At 71.0% G+C, this 19,493-nt stretch carries 17 protein-coding genes; 8 read left to right on the plus strand and 9 right to left on the minus strand.

Translation table 11 applies throughout. The annotated features are described in order from the left end of the window. Window positions 1–151: 151 nt before the first annotated feature. Both RIN75_RS13290 and RIN75_RS13295 read right to left on the minus strand, forming a co-directional pair. The gene (locus tag RIN75_RS13290; RefSeq protein ID WP_309112183.1) at window positions 152–1,435 is read right to left on the minus strand and encodes a HAMP domain-containing sensor histidine kinase; all 1,284 of its coding nucleotides are present in this window, start codon (window positions 1,433–1,435) and stop codon (window positions 152–154) included. Between the two features lies 1 nt (window position 1,436). Next, window positions 1,437–2,117 carry a response regulator transcription factor gene (locus RIN75_RS13295; RefSeq protein ID WP_309112184.1) on the minus strand — a complete coding sequence of 227 codons (681 nt, stop codon included), beginning with the start codon at window positions 2,115–2,117 and terminating at the stop codon, window positions 1,437–1,439. A gap of 169 nt (window positions 2,118–2,286) precedes the next feature. Between RIN75_RS13295 and RIN75_RS13300 the strand changes: the two genes are divergently transcribed. After that, on the plus strand, window positions 2,287–3,594 hold the full coding sequence (locus RIN75_RS13300) for a cation:proton antiporter (RefSeq protein ID WP_309112185.1): 1,308 nt from the start codon (window positions 2,287–2,289) through the stop codon (window positions 3,592–3,594). A gap of 2 nt (window positions 3,595–3,596) precedes the next feature. Here the strand turns inward: RIN75_RS13300 and RIN75_RS13305 are convergent, their stop codons facing one another. Together RIN75_RS13305 and RIN75_RS13310 are read right to left on the minus strand one after the other, a co-directional pair. Further along, a complete protein-coding gene (locus RIN75_RS13305) occupies window positions 3,597–4,394 on the minus strand; it encodes a MerR family transcriptional regulator (protein ID WP_309112186.1) in 798 nt (265 codons plus the stop codon). Next, complete coding sequence (locus tag RIN75_RS13310) at window positions 4,387–4,794, minus strand: VOC family protein (protein WP_309112187.1); 408 nt, start codon at window positions 4,792–4,794, stop codon at window positions 4,387–4,389. The genes RIN75_RS13305 and RIN75_RS13310 overlap by 8 nt, the downstream gene beginning before the upstream one ends. A 65-nt stretch (window positions 4,795–4,859) precedes the next feature. Between RIN75_RS13310 and RIN75_RS13315 the strand changes: the two genes are divergently transcribed. The 5 genes from RIN75_RS13315 (at window position 4,860) to RIN75_RS13335 (ending at window position 12,923) form a co-directional block, all read left to right on the plus strand. Continuing rightward, window positions 4,860–5,372, plus strand: coding sequence for a hypothetical protein (locus RIN75_RS13315; protein WP_309112188.1), 513 nt, complete (start codon window positions 4,860–4,862; stop codon window positions 5,370–5,372). Between the two features lie 107 nt (window positions 5,373–5,479). After that, window positions 5,480–6,184, plus strand: coding sequence for a VIT family protein (locus RIN75_RS13320; protein WP_309112189.1), 705 nt, complete (start codon window positions 5,480–5,482; stop codon window positions 6,182–6,184). A gap of 204 nt (window positions 6,185–6,388) precedes the next feature. Continuing rightward, window positions 6,389–6,607 carry a hypothetical protein gene (locus RIN75_RS13325; RefSeq protein ID WP_309112190.1) on the plus strand — a complete coding sequence of 73 codons (219 nt, stop codon included), beginning with the start codon at window positions 6,389–6,391 and terminating at the stop codon, window positions 6,605–6,607. A gap of 402 nt (window positions 6,608–7,009) precedes the next feature. Beyond that, a complete protein-coding gene (gene gltB / locus RIN75_RS13330; protein WP_309112191.1) occupies window positions 7,010–11,488 on the plus strand; it encodes a glutamate synthase large subunit in 4,479 nt (1,492 codons plus the stop codon). Then, window positions 11,481–12,923: a glutamate synthase subunit beta gene (locus RIN75_RS13335; RefSeq protein ID WP_309112192.1), complete on the plus strand. Its 1,443-nt coding sequence runs from the start codon at window positions 11,481–11,483 to the stop codon at window positions 12,921–12,923. The genes gltB and RIN75_RS13335 overlap by 8 nt, the downstream gene beginning before the upstream one ends. A gap of 54 nt (window positions 12,924–12,977) precedes the next feature. Here the strand turns inward: RIN75_RS13335 and RIN75_RS13340 are convergent, their stop codons facing one another. From RIN75_RS13340 to RIN75_RS13350, 3 genes are all read right to left on the minus strand, one after another. Next, the gene (locus tag RIN75_RS13340; protein ID WP_309112193.1) at window positions 12,978–13,172 is read right to left on the minus strand and encodes a hypothetical protein; all 195 of its coding nucleotides are present in this window, start codon (window positions 13,170–13,172) and stop codon (window positions 12,978–12,980) included. Continuing rightward, window positions 13,165–13,404: a sigma factor-like helix-turn-helix DNA-binding protein gene (locus RIN75_RS13345; protein ID WP_309112194.1), complete on the minus strand. Its 240-nt coding sequence runs from the start codon at window positions 13,402–13,404 to the stop codon at window positions 13,165–13,167. The genes RIN75_RS13340 and RIN75_RS13345 overlap by 8 nt, the downstream gene beginning before the upstream one ends. 140 nt (window positions 13,405–13,544) lie before the next feature. Then, window positions 13,545–14,336 carry a hypothetical protein gene (locus RIN75_RS13350; RefSeq protein WP_309112195.1) on the minus strand — a complete coding sequence of 264 codons (792 nt, stop codon included), beginning with the start codon at window positions 14,334–14,336 and terminating at the stop codon, window positions 13,545–13,547. A gap of 579 nt (window positions 14,337–14,915) precedes the next feature. Between RIN75_RS13350 and RIN75_RS13355 the strand changes: the two genes are divergently transcribed. Next, window positions 14,916–15,314 (plus strand): hypothetical protein, encoded by a 399-nt coding sequence (locus RIN75_RS13355; RefSeq protein WP_309112196.1) that lies wholly within the window; start codon window positions 14,916–14,918, stop codon window positions 15,312–15,314. A gap of 4 nt (window positions 15,315–15,318) precedes the next feature. Here RIN75_RS13355 and RIN75_RS13360 read toward each other — a convergent pair whose 3' ends face one another. Both RIN75_RS13360 and RIN75_RS13365 read right to left on the minus strand, forming a co-directional pair. Further along, the gene (locus RIN75_RS13360; protein ID WP_309112197.1) at window positions 15,319–15,969 is read right to left on the minus strand and encodes a ThuA domain-containing protein; all 651 of its coding nucleotides are present in this window, start codon (window positions 15,967–15,969) and stop codon (window positions 15,319–15,321) included. A 17-nt stretch (window positions 15,970–15,986) separates the two neighbouring features. Continuing rightward, the gene (locus tag RIN75_RS13365; RefSeq protein WP_309112198.1) at window positions 15,987–16,847 is read right to left on the minus strand and encodes an expansin EXLX1 family cellulose-binding protein; all 861 of its coding nucleotides are present in this window, start codon (window positions 16,845–16,847) and stop codon (window positions 15,987–15,989) included. 183 nt (window positions 16,848–17,030) lie between these two features. Between RIN75_RS13365 and RIN75_RS13370 the strand changes: the two genes are divergently transcribed. Beyond that, window positions 17,031–19,478 (plus strand): polysaccharide lyase 8 family protein, encoded by a 2,448-nt coding sequence (locus RIN75_RS13370; RefSeq protein ID WP_309112199.1) that lies wholly within the window; start codon window positions 17,031–17,033, stop codon window positions 19,476–19,478. Window positions 19,479–19,493: the final 15 nt, after the last annotated feature.

The raw sequence follows: 19,493 nt of genomic DNA on the forward strand, positions 1-19,493 counted from the left end.
ACGCGGATTGGGGCCACCGGGCAAGGGGGAGAGCGCTGCGGCCGACCTCAATTCCGGAAATGACCTTGCCAACCATTTCCCGGAATGTCAACCAGCGATTTATTTAAGGAACATTTAAAGGTGCCATCAGGTGCGCCAAAGAAAGCGCCGGCTAGCCTTGGTGCTCCGGCAGCCGGGTCAGCCGCAACTGCACCCGGGTGCCCCCGAGCGGGCCGCGGTCCACGACCAGCGAGCCCCCGGTGGACTCGGCCGCGCGGCGGGCGATGTCGAGTCCGAGACCGGTGGAGCCGGCGCTGCTGCTTCCACGGCGCAGCGCCGTCTCCAGGTCCGCGATCCCCGGCCCCGCGTCCTCGATGACGATCACCACCTGCTCGGGCCGGTGGAACAGCGCCACCACGAACCCGGTGCCCTCCGGCGTGTGCCGGAAGATGTTGCCCAGCACCACGTCCATCGCCGCGGCCAGGTCGCTGCGGGTCAGCGGCACGAACGCGCGCCGCTCGGTGCCGCGCAGGTTCCACAGCCGGTTCTGGTCGTCGGCCAGCGCCGACCAGAACACCAGCCGGTCGTGCACGACCTGCGCCGCGTCGCACCGCCCGCCGTCGGGGTCGGCCAACTCCTTGCGGGCGGCCCGGATCAGCTCGTTGACCTCCCGCTCCAGCGCGTGCACGGCCTGGCGGACCCGGTTCGCGGACGGGTCGGTGCCCAGCGTCTCGGAGTCCAGGCGCAGCGCGGTCAACGGGGTGCGCAGCCGGTGCGACAGGTCGGCCAGGATCTCCCGCTCGTTGGCCACCAACTGGCCGATCCGGTCGGCCATCCGGTTGAACGCGCCGCCCGCCTCGGCCAGCTCCGGCGGACCGCTCGGCGTCACGCGCGCGGTCAGGTCGCCCTGCTCCATCCGCCGCGCCCCGTCCGCCAGCGCCTGCGACGCCCGCACCACCCGCGCCCCCAACCGGTCCGCGACCAGCACCGACGCCAGCACCAGCGACACCGCCACCCCGGACAGCGCGAGCCACGCCGACGTGACGCCCCGGGACAACTCGGCCGACGGCACGAACGCCTCCACCACCGCGACCCGGGCCTCCCCCAGCACCACGGGTTGCAGGTGGACCCACCCCTCGGGCACCGGCGCGCTGAACGCCAACCCCTTCTCCCGCGCCTCCCGCAACTGGTCCCCGGTCGCCTTGACCTCGCCCACCACCTGACCGCCGGGCAGGTGCACCGCGACCCGCCCGGAGATCGACGCCAGCGCCTGCTGCACCGTCGCCGGGTCCTGGGTGATCACCAGCACCGGCGTCAGCGCCCCCGCCTGCCGCTCCGCGTCGGTCACCGCCCGGTCCTCGGCCAGCTGCCGCACCACCAGGGCCAGCGGGATCAGGAACGCCAGCGCCACCATCGACGTGACGGCCAGCGACACCAGGGCGAGCGAGCGACGCACGTCACTGCGCCGCGGTCAGCTTGAACCCGACACCGCGCACGGTGTGCAGGTAGCGCGGCTGCGCGGCCCGCTCCCCCAGCTTGCGGCGCAGCCACGACAGGTGCACGTCCAGGGTCTGGTCGTCGTGCCGGCCGGGCAGGTTCCACAGGTTCGCCAGCAGCTCCGCCCGCGGCACGACCTTGCCCTCCCGAGCCGCCAGGTAGGCCAGCAGGTCGAACTCCTTGCGCGTCAGGTTCAGCTCCCGCCCACCCAGCCGCGCCTCGCGGCGGTCCAGGTCGATGGTCAACTGCCCGATCCGGATCGGCTCCGGCCGGTCCTCCTTGCGCGCCCGGCGCAGCACCGCCGACAACCGCGCCGCCAGGTGCTCGCTGGAGAACGGCTTGACCAGGTAGTCGTCCGCGCCCGCGTTGAGCAGCCGCACGATCTCGGCCTCGTCGTCACGGGCGGTCGCCACGATCACCGGCACGTCGCACACCCCGCGCATCATCCGCAACGCGTCCGCGCCGTCCATGTCCGGCAACCCCAGGTCCAGCACGACGAGGTCGAACGTGGCACCCGCGACCTCCCGCAACGCCTCCAGCGCCGTGCCCACCGGCAGCACCGCGTGCCCCAGCCCGGTCAACGCGCGCGACACCGCCGACCGCACCACCGGGTCGTCCTCGACGAGCAGCACCGAGACCATGGCGGGCACCGTAACGCCCCTGGTCGCGACCGCCGGGAATACCCCGCGGATCAGCGGCCCAGTTGACGTATTCGGCACCACGAAGTGCCTGGTCCTTCCCCGCGTGCGCGGACCGGCGTACAGGTCAGGGGCACTGCTTTTCGCACACCGCACCACCGAGAGGGCCGTGATGACCGTTCTCGCTGCCGCGCCGCCGTCCCCGATCGGCGCGCACCAGATGCTCGTGTTCCTGCTCCAACTGGCCGTGCTGCTGGGCGCGGCGTTGGCGCTGGGCAAGCTCGCGGCCCGGTTCGGCTTACCCCAGGTGGTCGGCGAGCTGACGGCCGGCGTCCTGCTCGGCCCGTCGCTGCTGGCCCACGTCCTGCCCGGCCTGTCCGGCTGGCTGTTCCCGCCGGTGGACACCCAGATCCACCTGCTCGACGCGGTGGGACAGCTGGGTGTGCTGCTGCTGGTCGGGTTCACCGGGATGCACATCGACATGCCGATGGTCCGCAGGCGCGGCCGCACGGCGCTGTGGGTGTCGCTGGGCGGGTTGCTCATCCCGCTGGCGCTGGGGGTCGCGGTCGGGTTCGCCCTGCCCGCCTCCCTGCTGTCCGGCGGCAACGAGACCCTGGTGTTCGCGTTGTTCCTCGGCGTCGCGATGTGCGTGTCCGCCATCCCGGTCATCGCCAAGACCCTGGTGGAGCTGAACCTGTTGCACCGCAACATCGGCCAGCTCACCATCAGCGCCGCCGCCGTGGACGACATCGTCGGCTGGTCGCTGCTGTCGGTGGTGTCCGCGATGGCCACCACCGGGCTGCGCTTCGGCCACGTCGCCCTGACCATCGGCAGCCTCGTCGCCGCCCTGCTGGTCGCGGTCCTCATCGGACGCCCGGCGGTCAAGACCGCGCTGACCCTGGCGAACCGGTCCAACGACGCCGGACCGACCGTCGCCGCCGTGGTGCTGCTGCTGGTCGCCTGCGCCGCCGGCACCCACGCGCTGGGCCTCGAACCGATCCTGGGCACGTTCCTGTGCGGCATCCTGCTCGGCACCTCAGGCTTGTTGGGCCGCCGCAAGCTCGCGCCGCTGCGCACCATCACCATGGCCGTGCTGGCGCCGATCTTCTTCGCCACCGCGGGCCTGCGCATGGACCTCAGCCTGCTCGGCCAGTGGCCCGTGCTGGCCTCGGCGCTGGTGGTGCTGGCCATCGCGATCGGCGGCAAGTTCCTGGGGGCCTACCTGGGCGCGCGGCTGTCCAAGCTGACCCACTGGGAGGGTTTGGCGCTGGGGGCGGGGTTGAACGCGCGGGGCGTCATCGAGGTGATCGTGGCGATGGTCGGCCTGCGGGTCGGGGTGTTGACGACCGCCGGGTACACGATCGTCGTGCTGGTCGCGGTCGTGACTTCGTTGATGGCGCCGCCGATGCTGCGGTACGCGGTGAAGCACATCGAGACCACCGACGAGGAACGCCGGCGGGAGCAGACCTTCGCCGGCTGAGGTCACCGGACGCGGTGCAGGACCTCCGTGCGCAGGTCGTGGGCCGCGGTGGTGGCCGGGTCGTCCAGGTAGCGCTCGAAGACCGGCCCGGTCGGGTGGTGGCGGTGCTCGTGCAGCCAGCGGACCAGACCGTGGTAGGCGATGGGCAGCGCGTCGAGCGGACCCTCGTGGACGACCCGGGCGAACCGGCCACCCGGCCACGGCTCGACGCGCAGCCCACCCAACGGTCCGGCGGGAGGGTGGTCGACCTCCAGCCGGACCCGGACGGTGAAGCTGTCGACGAGCTTGAGCGGGTACTCGCCCACGACCGGCGCCCCGGTGTCCGCGCCCGCCCGCCCGGCCAGGTCGAGGAGCCGATCCACCAGCGCCGCCGCGTCGTGGCCGATCGTGTCGGCGTGCGCCGGGCCGGACAGCACCAGGGTCACGCGGTCGGGGCGCTCGGTGATGTCGGGCCGCACGTCCGGCAGGCGCGGGGCGTCCCGGAGCGCGTCGAGCAGGGCCAGGGCGCGTTCGGCCTGCGCCATCCGGCGGCGCAGGCGGACGCGTTCGGCGGCCAGGACCTCGTGCAGCGGGGTACCGCCCACCAGGTGCTCTTTGATGCGGTTCAACGGGGTTCCGAGATCGCGCAGGGTCGTCACGCACAGCACGTCGCCGAGCTGGTCCCACCGGTAGTAGCGGTAGTTCGTGGCGGGGTCGACCCGGGCGGGCACCACCACGCCGAGCGCGTGGTAGTGCCGCAGGGCCTTGACCGTGACGCGCGCGGCCTCGGCGAACACGCCGATCGGCACGAGGTCAGACATAGGAGTCCGCGTGCTCGGCGTCCGGCGGGATCGGCTTGATCACGTCCACCATCGTGCCGCTCGGGTCGAGCGTGATGAAGTGCCGCTGCCCCCAGGGCTCGTCACGCAGGTCCAGCAGCATGGTCAAACCGGCGGCCACCGCGTTCTTGTGGACGGTGTCGACGTCGTCGACCTCGATGGCGATCAGGGTGCCAGCAGGCCGGTTGCGGTGGCCTTCGGGGACGCTGCCGTGGTCGCGCTGGACGACGCCGATCTGGGGGTGCGGCGGTGTTGGCGCCTGGAGCTGCACGTACCAGTCGTTCTCGAAGACCGTGGTCATGCCGAACAGCAATGCGTAGAAGTCGCGGGTGGCCGCGATGTCGTCGGAGCAGATCGTCGGGAAGATGCCGGTGATCATCATGGCGGGAGCGTGGAGTCTCCCCTCGGGGGAGGGTCAACCCGCCGGCTGCCGGCAGGATGGCGCGCGTGATCCGGGGCCTCCAGTACTTCGCGGCGTGGACGGCGTCCACGGCCGTCGCGGTCGCCCTGTCCTGGCTGGGCATCCGGTTCGTGTTGGACGCGGGCGTCCCCGAACGGCCCCGCCTGGTCGCCGGCCCCACCCAGCAGTCCAGCGCGGTGCCCACCACCACGACGACGATTACCACCACGGTCACGACCACAACCACCGTCGTCACCACCACTCCCCCGACGACCACCACCACCGTCCCGCCGCTACCGCCGGAGAACGGGACGTGGAGCGAGCAGAACGGCGAATCCGTCTACCTGCGCAGCTTCCGGCTCCAGGGCGGCGTCGCGGCGATCCGCTTCTCCGCGTCCGAGATCGAACCCATCTCCGCCACCCCGCGCCAGGGCTTCGCCGCCAGCGTCGAACAGCCCGCCGACGCGGTCGTGGTGGAGTTCGTCAGCGCCGGGCACCGGTCGCGGCTGGAAGCGACGTGGATCAACGGGCCGCAGTGGCGCATCGTCGAATCCGGCTGAGGGTCAGCCGGCCAACGCCACGCGACACCCAGCAAAGCCCGTCTTAGCACCATGTCCGCCCCCACTCTTCCGGAGCACAACCGCCCGTGAAGTGGTTCGATCACGTCATGACGCATGCCGGCGAAGCCCACCACGACGACCTGTCCGGACGGCTCAACTGGCTGCGCGCCGGCGTTCTGGGCGCCAACGACGGCATCGTGTCCACGGCCGGTCTCGTGGTCGGCGTGGCCGGTGCGACCACCGACCGCACCACCGTCCTGGCGGCGGGGGTTGCGGGTCTGGTGGCGGGTGCGCTGTCCATGGCGGGCGGCGAGTACGTCTCCGTCAGCACCCAACGCGACACCGAACGCGCCGCGTTGCGGTTGGAGGCGCACGAGCTGCGTGAGATGCCGGAGGAGGAGGAACAGGAACTCGCCGACATCTACGAGGAGAAGGGGCTGTCCCCGGAACTCGCGGCCCAGGTGGCTCGGGAGCTGACGGAGCAGGACGCGTTGCGGGCGCATGCCGAGGCGGAGTTGCAGATCGATCCGGACAACTTGACGAGCCCGTGGCAGGCGGCGTGGGCGTCGCTGGCGTCGTTCGCGGTGGGGGCGCTGATCCCGCTGGTGGCGATCGTGCTGCCGCCGTTGTCGTGGCGGGTGTGGACGTGCGCGGTGGCGGTGATCGTGGGGTTGGTGCTGACGGGGATGATCAGTGCGCGGTTGGGCGGTAGTCCGGTGTGGCGGGCGGTGCGGCGGAACGTGGTGGTCGGGTCGTTGACGATGCTGGTGACCTACTACGTCGGCCTGCTCTTCGGCGTGACCGTCGGCTGAGCGGTTTTGTCGGGGGCCGGCCCCTGCCTGGGCGTTCCGTCAGCCGCCGGCCCCGCGATGTGACGGCCGTCACGCGCCGTGCCCACCGTCCGTCGACCCACGAAAAAAGTTGTCCCTCGGAGGTGTGAAGACCGCACGAAACGGGTAACCGCCCCGGGCTTGACGCCGTTGGGAGCGTCAAGACCAAGAGCGGAGGTGCCAGCCGTGACTCATCCCTCGACCATGCTCCTCGTGCCGCGCAGCGCGAAGGCCGAACGGCGGCTCTGGGTGTTGCTCGCACTGCTCTTCATCCTGGTGGCGGGAGTGAACGGGGTGATCGCGCTGACCGAGGCGCAGGTGTGGCAGGGCGCGCTGGCGGGGGTGTCGATCCTCGCGGCCGCCGGCTGCGGGAGAGTCGCCCAGCGCGTCCCGAGCACGTTTTAGTACACACTGAAGGAATCAAGTGGAATAAATTACTGGTCCGACCGGGCGTAACCTGTTGGTAGGAATGATGTCAACTAGGGGTGGGATTCACCACGACGCCCTGTCGGACTAGAGCCATAACCGCGAATTCACACTATCGTCACAAGACCCCGGCAACCCCGGTGCACCGCCCCGCGTGACCAACCGGCCCGATCAGGCCGCGCGGACACGCGCACAAGGAAGTGCAGTTTCCCGCACAACGGAGTGCGGCCCCACGCCCCCATCTCCCCCGGCGTGGACCCCCAAGCCAGCAGTCCTGCGAGGCCGAGCCGCCGCGCGTCGACGAAGCGCGCGAAGTGCAGCCCGGCCATGTCTGTTTGCCCGAAAACAGCCAAGACAGGCGATGCCACGGGAGGGCCCGTTGTGACCCACCACCACCAGCCGAAGCAAGGTCTTTACGACCCGCAGTTCGAGCACGACGCCTGCGGTGTCGCGTTCGTCGCCGACCTCGCCGGTCGGAGAAACCACGCGATCGTCGCCCAGGCGCTGGTCGCGTTGCGCAACCTGGAGCACCGGGGCGCGCGGGGCGCGGAGCCGGAGACCGGCGACGGCGCGGGCATCCTGATCCAGGTGCCCGACGCGTTCTTCCGCGAGGTCGTCGACTTCGACCTGCCCGAACCGGGCGCCTACGCGGTCGGCACCGCCTTCCTGCCGCACGAGGACGACGACGTCCGCAAGCAGATCGAGCAGATCGCCGAGGAAGAGGGCGCGACCGTCCTGGGGTGGCGCGACCTGCCGGTGGACACCGACCACGTCGGCCCCACCGCCAAGACCACCATGCCGCGCTTCCGCCAGCTGTTCATCGGCGGCGAAGAGGGCATGGAGCTGGAGCGCCTGGCGTTCGTCGTGCGCAAGCGCGCCGAGCACGCCACCGGCGTCTACTTCCCGAGCCTGTCCGGCCGGACCGTCGTCTACAAGGGCATGCTGACCGAGCCGCAGGTCGAGAAGTTCTTCCCCGACCTGACCGACGAGCGGGTCACCAGCTCGATCGGCCTGGTGCACTCCCGGTTCTCCACCAACACGTTCCCGTCGTGGCCGCTGGCCCACCCGTACCGGTACGTGGCGCACAACGGCGAGATCAACACGCTGCGCGGCAACCGCAACTGGATGGACGCGCGCGAGTCCGTGCTCGCCACCGACCTCATCCCGGGCGACCTGGAGCGGATCTTCCCGGTCATCACCCGCGACGCCAGCGACTCGGCGACCTTCGACGAGGTCCTGGAACTGCTGCACCTGGGCGGCCGGTCGCTGCCGCACGCCGTCCTGATGATGATCCCCGAGGCGTGGGAGAACCACGCCGAGATGGACCCGCAGCGGCGCGCGTTCTACGAGTTCCACTCCACCCTCATGGAACCGTGGGACGGCCCGGCGCTGGTGGCGTTCACCGACGGCACGCTCATCGGCGCGGTCCTGGACCGCAACGGCCTGCGCCCCGCCCGCTACTGGGTCACCGAGGACGGCCTGGTCGTGCTGGGCTCCGAGGCGGGCGTGCTCGACCTCGACCCGACCACCATCGTCCGCAAGGGCCGCCTCGAACCCGGCCGGATGTTCCTCGTCGACACCGCCCAGGGGCGGATCATCGACGACGAGGAGATCAAGGGCGAGCTGGCCGCCGAGCACCCGTACCAGGAGTGGGTGTCCGACGGCATCCTGCACCTGGCCGACCTGCCCGCGCGAGAGCGCGAAGTGCCGACGCACGCGTCCCTCGTGCGCCGTCAGCAGGTCTTCGGCTACACCGACGAAGAACTCACGCTGCTGCTGCGGCCGATGGCCAAGTCCGGCGCGGAGCCGATCGGCTCGATGGGCAACGACGCCCCGTTCGCGCCGCTGTCCGACCGGCCCCGGCAGCTGTTCGACTACTTCACCCAGCTTTTCGCGCAGGTCACCAACCCGCCGCTGGACGCGATCCGCGAGGAGCTGGTCACCTCGCTGCACGCGACCCTGGGCGCGGAACCCAACCTGCTGCAGGCCGACGCGTCCTCCTGCCGCCGGATCTCGCTGCCGTTCCCGGTGCTGGACAACGACGAACTCGCCAAGCTGGTGCACGTCGACGACGACGGCACGCTGCCCGAGTTCCGCACCTACACCGTGCGCGGCACCTACGACGTCAAGGGCGGCGGCGACGCGCTGGTCGGCCGGCTCGCGGAGATCAAGGTCGAGGTGTCGGCGGCGATCCGGGAGGGCGCGCGGCTGGTCGTGCTGTCCGACCGCGGGGTCGACGAGGACCACGCGCCGATCCCGTCGCTGCTGCTGACCGGCGCGGTGCACCACCACCTGGTGCGGGAGAAGACCCGGACCCAGGTGGACCTGATCGTGGAGTCCGGCGACGCCCGCGAGGTGCACCACATCGCGCTGCTCATCGGCTACGGCGCCAAGGCGGTCAACCCGTACCTGGCGATGGCGTCGGTCGAGGAGATGGCCGACCTCGACCCGAAGACCGCCACCCGCAACCTGATCAAGGCGCTGGGCAAGGGCGTGCGCAAGACGATGTCCAAGATGGGCGTCTCGACCGTCGCCTCCTACACCGGCGCGCAGATCTTCGAGGCCATCGGCCTGGGCGCGGAGGTCATCGACTCCTGCTTCACCGGCACCACCTCGCGCCTGGGCGGCATCGGGTTCGACGTGATCGCCGAGGAGGTCGCGCGCCGGCACCGGCTCGCGTTCCCGCCCGACGGCGTCCGCGCCCACCACCGGGAGCTGGAGGTCGGCGGCGAGTACCAGTGGCGCCGCGAGGGCGAGGCGCACCTGTTCAACCCGCAGACCGTGTTCAAGCTCCAGCACTCCACGAAGACCGGTCGCTACGACATCTTCAAGGAGTACACGAAGGCCGTGGACGACCAGTCCAAGCGGCTGATGACGCTGCGCGGCCTGTTCGAGTTCAAGGACGGCGTGCGCCCGCCGGTGCCGATCGACGAGGTCGAGCCGGTGTCGTCGATCGTGAAGCGGTTCGCCACCGGCGCGATCTCCTACGGCTCGATCTCCCAGGAGATGCACGAGACCCTGGCCATCGCGATGAACCGGTTGGGCGCCAAGTCCAACACCGGCGAGGGCGGCGAGGACCCGGAGCGGCTCTACGACCCGATCCGCCGTTCGGCGATCAAGCAGGTGGCCTCCGGCCGGTTCGGCGTGACCAGCGAGTACCTGGTCAACGCCGAGGACATCCAGATCAAGATGGCGCAGGGCGCGAAGCCCGGCGAGGGCGGCCAGCTGCCCGGCGCGAAGGTGTACCCGTGGATCGCCCGCACGCGGCACTCCACGCCCGGCGTCGGCCTGATCTCGCCGCCGCCGCACCACGACATCTACTCGATCGAGGACCTCGCCCAGCTCATCCACGACCTGAAGAACGCCAACCCGGCGGCCCGCATCCACGTGAAGCTGGTGTCCGAGGTCGGCGTGGGCACGGTCGCGGCGGGCGTGTCCAAGGCGCACGCGGACGTCGTGCTGATCTCCGGCCACGACGGCGGCACGGGCGCGTCCCCGCTGTCGTCGATCAAGCACGCCGGTGGTCCGTGGGAGCTGGGGCTGGCCGAGACGCAGCAGACGCTGCTGGCCAACCGGTTGCGCGACCGGATCGTGGTGCAGACCGACGGCCAGCTCAAGACCGGCCGGGACGTCGTCATCGCGGCCCTGCTGGGCGCGGAGGAGTTCGGTTTCGCCACCGCTCCCCTGGTCGTGTCGGGATGCATCATGATGCGGGTCTGCCACCTCGACACGTGTCCGGTGGGCGTGGCCACGCAGAACCCGGCACTGCGCGCGAAGTTCGCGGGCAAGGCCGAGTACGTGGTGAACTTCTTCGAGTTCGTGGCCCAGGAAGTGCGCGAGTTGTTGGCGCAGCTGGGTTTCCGGTCGCTGGAAGAGGCCGTGGGCCACGCCGAGCTGCTGGACACCCGCAAGGCCGTCGACCACTGGAAGGCCGCCGGGCTCGACCTGTCGCCGATCTTCCACGTGCCCGAGCTGCCGGAAGGCGCCCCGCGGCACCAGGTGGTGGAGCAGGACCACGGGCTGGAGAAGGCGTTGGACAACACGCTGATCCAGCTCGCCGAGGGCGCGATCGCCTCCGGTGACCGGGTGCGGCTGGAACTGCCGGTGCGCAACGTCAACCGCACCGTCGGCACCATGCTCGGCTCGGAGGTGACCAAGCGGTGGGGCGGCGAAGGTCTGCCCGACGACACCATCGACGTGACCTTCACCGGCACCGCCGGCCAGTCGTTCGGCGCGTTCCTGCCGCGCGGCATCACGTTGCGGCTCATCGGCGACGCCAACGACTACGTCGCCAAGGGCCTGTCCGGCGGGCGGATCACGGTGCGGCCGGTGGCCGACGCCCAGTTCACCGCCGAGCAGCACATCATCGCGGGCAACGTCATCGGCTACGGCGCGACCGGCGGCGAGATCTTCCTGCGCGGCAAGGTCGGCGAGCGGTTCTGCGTGCGCAACTCCGGCGCGCTGGCCGTCGTCGAGGGCGTGGGCGACCACGGCTGCGAGTACATGACCGGCGGCCGGGTGGTCGTGCTCGGGCCGACCGGGCGCAACTTCGCGGCCGGCATGTCCGGCGGTGTCGCCTACGTGCTGGACGCGCGCGAGCAGCGGGTCAACCAGGAGATGGTGGACCTGGACCCGCTGGACGACGCCGACCGCGACTTCCTGCGGACGGTCGTGGAGAAGCACTACGCGGAGACCGATTCCGCGGTGGCGCGCGGGCTGCTGGCGGACTGGGACCTCGCGGTCGACCGGTTCACCAAGGTCATGCCCAAGGACTACAAGCGGGTGCTGGCCGCGCGGGCGCGGGCCGAGCAGGAGGGCCGCGACGTGAACGAGGCGATCATGGAGGCCGCACATGGCTGACCCGCGCGGTTTTCTGACCACCGAGCGCGAGACCCCGCGCAGCCGGCCGGTGTTCCTGCGGCTGCGCGACTGGCGCGAGGTGTACGAGGAGTTCGAGCGGCCCAAGCTGGAGAAGCAGGCCGGGCGGTGCATGGACTGCGGCATCGCGTTCTGCCACCAGGGCTGCCCGCTGGGCAACCTGATCCCCGAGTGGAACAGCCTGGTGTGGCAGCAGGACTGGCGTGACGCGATCGAGAGGTTGCACGCCACCAACAACTTCCCGGAGTTCACCGGGACGTTGTGCCCCGCCCCGTGCGAGGCCGCTTGCGTGGTCGGGATCAACGGCGATCCCGTCACGATCAAGCGGGTCGAGATCTCGATCGTCGACCGCGCCTTCGACGAGGGGTGGGTCACGCCCCAGGAGCCCCGGACCCGCACCGGTTTCAAGGTGGCCGTGGTGGGTTCGGGGCCGGCGGGCCTGGCGGCGGCGCAGCAGCTGACCCGCGTGGGCCACGACGTGGTGGTGCTGGAGCGGGCGGACGCCATCGGCGGGCTGCTGCGGTACGGCATCCCCGAGTTCAAGATGGAGAAGTGGCGGCTGGACCGCCGGCTGGACCAGATGCGGGCCGAGGGCACGGAGTTCCGGACCAACGTGAACGTCGGCGTGGACGTCACGGTGGAGGAGCTGCGGGCAGGCTACGACGCGGTGGTGCTGGCCGGTGGCGCGACGGCGTGGCGGGACCTGCCGGTGCCCGGCCGCGAGCTGTCCGGGGTCCACCAGGCGATGGAGTACCTGCCGTGGGCCAACCGGGTGGCGCGCGGCGAACTGCCGGACTCGCCGATCTCGGCGGCGGGCAAGCACGTCGTGGTCATCGGCGGCGGCGACACCGGCGCGGACTGCGTCGGCACCGCCCACCGCCAGGGCGCGGCGTCGGTGACCCAGCTGGAGATCATGCCGCGGCCGGCGGAGACCCGGACCGACGCGCACCCGTGGCCGACCTACCCGATGCTGTACCGGGTGACCTCCGCGCACGAGGAGGGCGGCGAGCGGCTGTACTCGGTGTCCACGGTCGAGTTCCTGGGCGACGCCGACGGCGCCGTGCGGGCGTTGAAACTGGTCGAGGTGGACTCGAAGTTCCAGCCGGTGCCCGGCACCGAGCGGGAGCTGCCGGCGCAGTTGGTGACGCTCGCGATGGGCTTCCTCGGGCCGGAGAAAACCGGGCTGCTGGAGCAGTTGGGCGTCGAGCTGGACGCGCGCGGCAACGTGGTGCGCGACGAGCAGTTCAAGACGTCCGTGGACGGGGTGTTCGTCGCCGGCGACATGGGCCGCGGCCAGTCGCTGATCGTGTGGGCCATCGCGGAGGGCCGCTCGGCCGCCGCGGGCGTGGACGCGTTCCTCACCGGCCGGCAGGTCCTGCCGCGCCCGATCGAGCCGACCGACCGGCCGATCGCGTGAGCCGGTCCCGCGGTGGTCGGACAACGGAGTCCGGCCACCGCGGGGCCACCACGCTCAGCGGGTTTCCGCCACCGTCACCCCGGTCAGCAGGGCTGCCGCCGCGGCCAGCACGCCGATGTCCCCGAACCGCCGCTTCCGCTCCGGAGCGCTGGTCGCCGCCTCGGCGATGGCGGCCACGGTGGCGTCGTCGGGCTCGCGGTCCCAGTCGCGCCCGAGGGCGCGCAGTTCGTCCTCCAGCCGCTCAGCCACGGTCGTCCCCGCCTTCCAACTGCGCCCGCAGCCGCTTGAGCGCCCGGGCGGCCCGCGACTTCACCGTGCCCTTCGGCCACGCCGGCACCAGGGCGGTTTCCTCCTCCGACAGGTCCAGCACGTACCGGCAGCCCAGGACCTGCCGGTCCTTGTCGGATAATCGCCACAGCGCCGCCCACAGCGCTCCCTTGCGCTCGTCGGCCAGGACGAGGTCCTCGGGTTCCTCGGGCATGGGCGGCCGAGTGGTGGGCGCGCACCAGGTCCGCGAACGCCGTCGGATCGCCGTCCCGGGCGCGGATCACCAGCCGTGCCTCGTCCGTGGCGGTTGCCGTCATGCCCCCTCTACACCGCACAGGGGTCGAAGGTTCCACATCAGCCCACGGGGGCCAGCTCGATGTCGGCCACGCGCAGCGGCCGCCCCACGAACTCCCGCCCCGACCACTGCGCGTCCGAGCCGGTCCAGGACACCGAGCCGCAGGTCATCGTCACTGTGGTCCGCCCAGGCTCAGGCGTGCCCGGGAAGGCGAACGTCTTGCGAATCGTCCCGCCGCCCGGGACATCGAGGAAGAACGGCTCCCGCAGCACGTCGAACAACCCGTCGAGCCGAAACTCCGCCTGTCCCGCGATGAGCCGGCACGAGTCGACCACACTGACCTTGGCCGCGATGGCGCTCCGGTTGACGGCCGTGAACGTGACCTTGGTGAAGTTGTCGGTGACCTCGACCTTCTCCACCTTGGCCACCAACGGCCCCAGCGTCCCTTCCACCGGCGCCCCCAGCCGCTGTGCCCGCACGGTTTCGTCGCTGGTGATCCGATCAATGGTCCACGACAGCACGTAAGCCGTCCCACCACCCACCACAAGCAGCACAAACGCCGCCGCCGCAAACGGCCCCATGGTCGCCCCCCGCGCCCGGCGACGCTCAGGCAGTTCCCGCAACAGGTCGATGATCAACGGCACCGCCCCCAACGCCACCGCGAGCCCTGCGGTCAGCAGCGGGGTCATCGACGGCAGGAGGAGCTTGACCACGCCCCCCACCACCAGCGCGATCCCCACGAACAACACGGCGCGCCCCAGCGTCAGGAACCTCTTCCGCCGCCGCGGCGCAGGCCCCGTCCGCCGCACCGCCGCCCGCCGCTGGTCCCGCCGATCCTGCGAAGTGCCCACCCGCACCCCCACCCCGATGTCGAACGTCCACAGCAGACACCAGCGTGCGCTTCGATCATGCAATCGGCCTCCCGACGTGCGGAGAAACCACTCGGAAGGGGGTCAGCCGCCCCGCCACCTTCCGCCCGCCACCTTCCGCCCGCCACCTTCCGCCCCGCCGCATGCCCCCGCCGCATGCCGCACCTGCCCACCCGCCACCCGCCGGCCCGCCGCCCGCACCGCCCAGCCGGCCGCCCGCCGCACCTGCCCAGCCCCCCGCGCACCAGCCCGCCACCCGCGCCCGCCCGGCCGGCCACTCGCCGCCCGCCGGCTCGTCCCACCCGCCGGCTCTGCTCGCGGCGATGACCCACCCAGGCCGTTCCACCCGCTGTGGAAGAATCTCGATCATGACGGGCGGACAGACCGGGCGGTGGATCGACGTCAGTCGCCTGCCCCAAGACGTCGTGGCCGTGATCGAGGCCCTGGCCCCCCGGCGAGGACCTGCTGGTCAAGCGGGACGGCCGGCCCATCGCCACCATCACCGGCTCGATCGACCCCGTCGACACCGGCACCCCGGTCGAGTCGGCCGCCTACGACGACGTGACCGTCGTGGCGACCGCGATGAAGCTGTCCCCGTCCGCCCGCGCATCGCTGTCCGACCAACTGGGCCCCGACTACATCGTGCTGGACATGAACTCGGCCCCGGAGAGCGCCGAAGTCCTGCTGATCCCGCCGGTCAGCCCGCAGCTGATCGGGATCATGCGCGGCAAGTTCCCCAAGGCCCGGGTGGTCATCGCCGAGGTCGAGGACCGGGAACTCGGCATCACCTACCAGGGCCCGCTCGGCCGCCTGATCAACGCCGGCGCCGACGTCTACGTGCCACCCAGCACCATCCCGCGCCTGGCCCAGCAGCTCGACCGGGCCGTCACGCAGCTGAACCAGCTCACCGGCGACACCCCGGCGACACCACTGGTGATCGAGGCCGGCCCCTTGGAGTAGCAGATCAGCGGTCCGCCGCGTACCGGATGCCGCCCAGCAACAGGGACCGGAAGTCCGGGTCGGCGTAGATCTCCACCGTGTGACCACTGCCGGTGTAGAACGACCGCCCCTCCCCCACCGTCTTGCACCAGGTGTGCGGGTGATCAGGTCCCATCATGCCACCGGAATACGTCGATTCGTCCACTGTGGACAGAACGCGGACCGCGTCCCGGGGATTGGTGCGGTAGTCGTACCACTCGTCGGTGATGTCCCAGGTCGGACCCAGGTGGGCGGTGGCCGGGTGGGCGTGGTCGGTCACGCGGACGGTGGCCGGCTGGACCTCCGGGTGCGAGGCGAAGTACGCGCCCACGACCTCGCCGTAGAACGGCCAGTCGTACTCGGTGTCGGCCGCCGAGTGCACACCGACGAAACCGCCACCGCCCCGGATGTACGACTCGAAAGCGTCCTTCTGCGCGCCGTCCAGCACTTCGCCCGTCGTGTTGAGGAACACCACCGCGTCGTACCGCGCGAGGCTGTCGACCGTGAAGCGGGCCGAGTCCTCGGTGGCCGTGACCGAGAAGCCGTTGGCCGCCCCCAGCGCTTGGACGGCCTCGATGCCGGCCGGGATGGAGTCGTGCCGGTAGCCGGTGGTCTTGGAGAACACCAGCACATCCATGTCGTTCTCCTCCACGGTCAGTGTTGGTCGAACTGCACGTTCGTGCGCTGCACGACGTCCGGTTTGACCGCCAACGGGGCGATTTCCAGGCGCTGGCCGTAGATGTCGGTGACCGCGACCCCACCGCCACAACCGGCGCCGTCCTCGGACAGGAAGTAGTTGTATTCGGTGCGCGACAACGACTTCCAGCCGCTGGAGGTGCGAACCTCCAGCCGCGCCACCGGGTTGCGGTGGTCGATCACCTGGATCCCGCACCACCACTGGCTCGACCCGGTCTTGTAGCGCAGCGCAATCTTCGAGGAGAGCACGGGACTCACCAACTCCCAGGTGATCGGGATCTCGCCCCGGTTCGGCTCCGCCAGCATCGCGAACGCCTCAGCGCTCAGGTCGAGTTGCCCCACCCGGCACGGCTGCGGGCACAGGTTGGTGATCCGCACCGTGATGCTGGTGCCGTTGGCCGCCCGGACCAGGACGTACGCACCGCAGGCGTTGCTGTTGTCGTAGTCCGCCCAGTTCATCGCGGCGGTCAACGGGTCGGGGCTCGGGTCGTACAGGCACGCGCCGCCGCCGTCCGAGTCGTAGAACGTCGCCACGCCCTCGCGCGTCACCCCCGGCTTGATCCGCCCGGCGAGCGCGGCCTCAGCCGGCGGCGCGACCGACGAGGACACCGTCGTGGTCGTGGTCGTCGTGGTAGTGGTCTGCGTCGTCGTGCTCGAAGGCGTCTCCGTGGCCGAACCGACCTGCGTGGCCGAGCCGACCTGTGCGGCAGCCACGGCACGCCCCGTCTCCCCCGCCCGGCCCGGCAACACGACCACCACCGCACCCACCGCGACCAGCAACCCGGCCACCACCGAGGCAACCACCCACCGCTTGGGCACCAGGCACTCCACTTCAGCCGATCCGGAGGCGACAGTCCGGCATGTTAGCGCTCACAGCAGCTCCGGCACACGCTGCCGATCCCGCTGTTCGGGAATGTTCATTTCCCGCCCAATCCTTTCAACCACGCCACCACACCGTCCAAACTTCCGTTGCCCTGACCCACGATCCACCAGGAGCACGCGATGCGGTCCTTCCCCCAGAACGCCGAGACAGCCCCCGACTCACGTTTCCGGTGGTCCCGCAGGTGGTTCCTGGCGGCCAGTGGCACCGCCGCCGCGACGTCGTTGCTGCTCACCCCGCGGGCCGGCGCGGCAACCGGGTTCGAACACCTGCGCAAGAGGTGGCGCGACCTGATTCTGGGCACCGGTTTCGACGCCGCCGCGGAACCGTTCGCGACTCAACTCACCGCTCTCGGCACCACAGCCGCGCAATTGCGCACCACGATGAACCCATCCACCGGTTCACTGTGGCTCGACGCGGTGTTCGCCGACCCGGAACCCGACCTCGACACCGAGTCCTACCGCTTCTCCTCGGCCATCCAGACCAGCTACGGCCGACTGCTCACCATGGCCACCGCGTACGCGCAACCAGGCACGGGTCTCACCGGGGACACCGGGCTGCGCAACGACATCCTGACCGGCTTGGAGCACATGTACCGGCAGGTCTACAACGAGCGGCAGGCCCGCTACGGCAACTGGTACAACTGGCAGATCGGCGGTCCGCAGGCCCTGCTGGACGTGTGCGTCCTGCTGTACGACCACATCCCGGCCGACCGCCGAACCAGCTACCTGGCGGCGGTGGACCACTTCGTGCCCGACTCGGCGGTGGCGAACTACACCGGCACCAGCACCGGGGCCAACCGGGTCGACCTGTGCCGGGTGCTGGCCCTGCGCGGCGTGGTGGGCGATGACGCGGCGAAGCTGTCGCTGGCGCGCGATGCCCTGTCCCCGGTGTTCCCCTATGTGTCGCGTGGGGATGGCCTGTACCGGGACGGGTCGTTCGTGCAGCACCGGAACGTGGCGTACAGCGGGTCGTACGGCTCGGTGTTCCTCGGCGGGTTGGGGTTGTTGTTCGCGTTGCTGGCCGACTCGCCCTGGCAGGTCACCGACCCGAACCGGCAGATCGTGCTGGACTCGGTCGAACGGGCGTGGGCGCCGTGGCTGTTCAACGGTCTCATCGCCGACGCGGTGTGCGGCCGGGCGATCAGCCGGGGCGCTCCGGGTGCCGACGGCGAGGACGACCACTCGCGCGGCCACGCCGTCATCGCGTCCATCGCCCTGATGGCCCAGGGTGCGAGCGCCGCCGAGCGGTCCCGTTGGCAGCAGTTGGTCAAGGGCTGGATCGACCGCGACCACTACCGCCCGATCCTCACCGACCCGCTGCTCCGCGTCCCCGCACTGGCCCGCCTCAAGACCATCTGGGACGACGACTCGATCACTCCGGCCGCCGAACCCGTCGGCCACCGGCTGTTCGCCGCGATGGACCGCGCCGTGCACCGCAGGCCGGGCTGGGCGGCGACGCTGAGCATGGCGTCACGGCGGATCGCGCACTACGAGTACGGCAACCAGGAGAACGCCCGCGGGTGGCACACCGGGTCGGGGATGCTCCAGTGGTGGCGGGCCGAGGTCGACAACGGCCAGTACTCCGACGACTTCTGGCCGACCGTCGACCCGTACCGGCTGCCCGGGACCACCGTGTCCACCAAGCGGTTGGCCGACGGCGAGGGCGGCAACTGGGGTCAGCCGGCGCCGGCCGCGGACTGGGTCGGCGGCGTCACCGACGACACGTTCGCCGTTGTGGGGCAACACCTTCGCGGCATTTCCAGCACGCTCAGCGCTCGCAAGTCGTGGTTCTTCACCGACGAGGCCGTGATCTGCCTGGGCGCCGGCATCACCGCCCAGGACGGCACGACGGTCGAAACCGTCATCGACAACCGCAACCTGGGCGCCACCGGCACCGCACCGCTCACCGTGAACGGCAGCCGCAAACCCACCGCTTTCCCGTATTCCGCAAGCCTGACCGGCGTCCGCTGGGCCCACCTGACCGACCACGGCGGCTACCTGTTCCCCGACACCACGACCGTCCACTCCACCCGCGAAACCCGCACCGGCCGCTGGCGCGACATCAACGCCAACGGCTCCGAAGCCGAAATCACCCGCCGCTATCAAACCCTGCACCTGAACCACGGCACCAACCCCGTCGACGCCGGCTACCAATACGTCCTGCTCCCCGGCGCCACCATGGCCCGCACCGCGACCCTGTCCGCCACCGCCTCCCGCTGGCTCCGAATCCTGTCCAACACCGCAGACGCCCAAGCAGTCTCCCTACCCCACTTGGGTCTCACCGCAGTGAACTTCTGGGCCGCCGGCTCAGTCGCCCCGTTCCACGCCGGCGCCCCCTGCTCAGTCCTGCTCCACATCCGCCCCGACCACACCGCGACACTGTGCGTCTCCGACCCAACCCGCACCCTGCGCTCCCTGCACCTCACCTACAGCCGCCCGGTCGCCGCCGTGCTGTCCCAACCGGCCACCGTCACCGCCACCCGCACCGGTGCGGGCTTGGAGGTCGAGTTCGGCGACCTGACCGGCACCATCGGCACCACCCAACGCCTCGAACTCCTCCTCGCCTAACCCGCGCCGGAACCC

The sequence above is a fragment of the Saccharothrix sp. genome, from assembly GCF_031180885.1.
GTDB lineage: Bacteria > Actinomycetota > Actinomycetes > Mycobacteriales > Pseudonocardiaceae > Actinosynnema.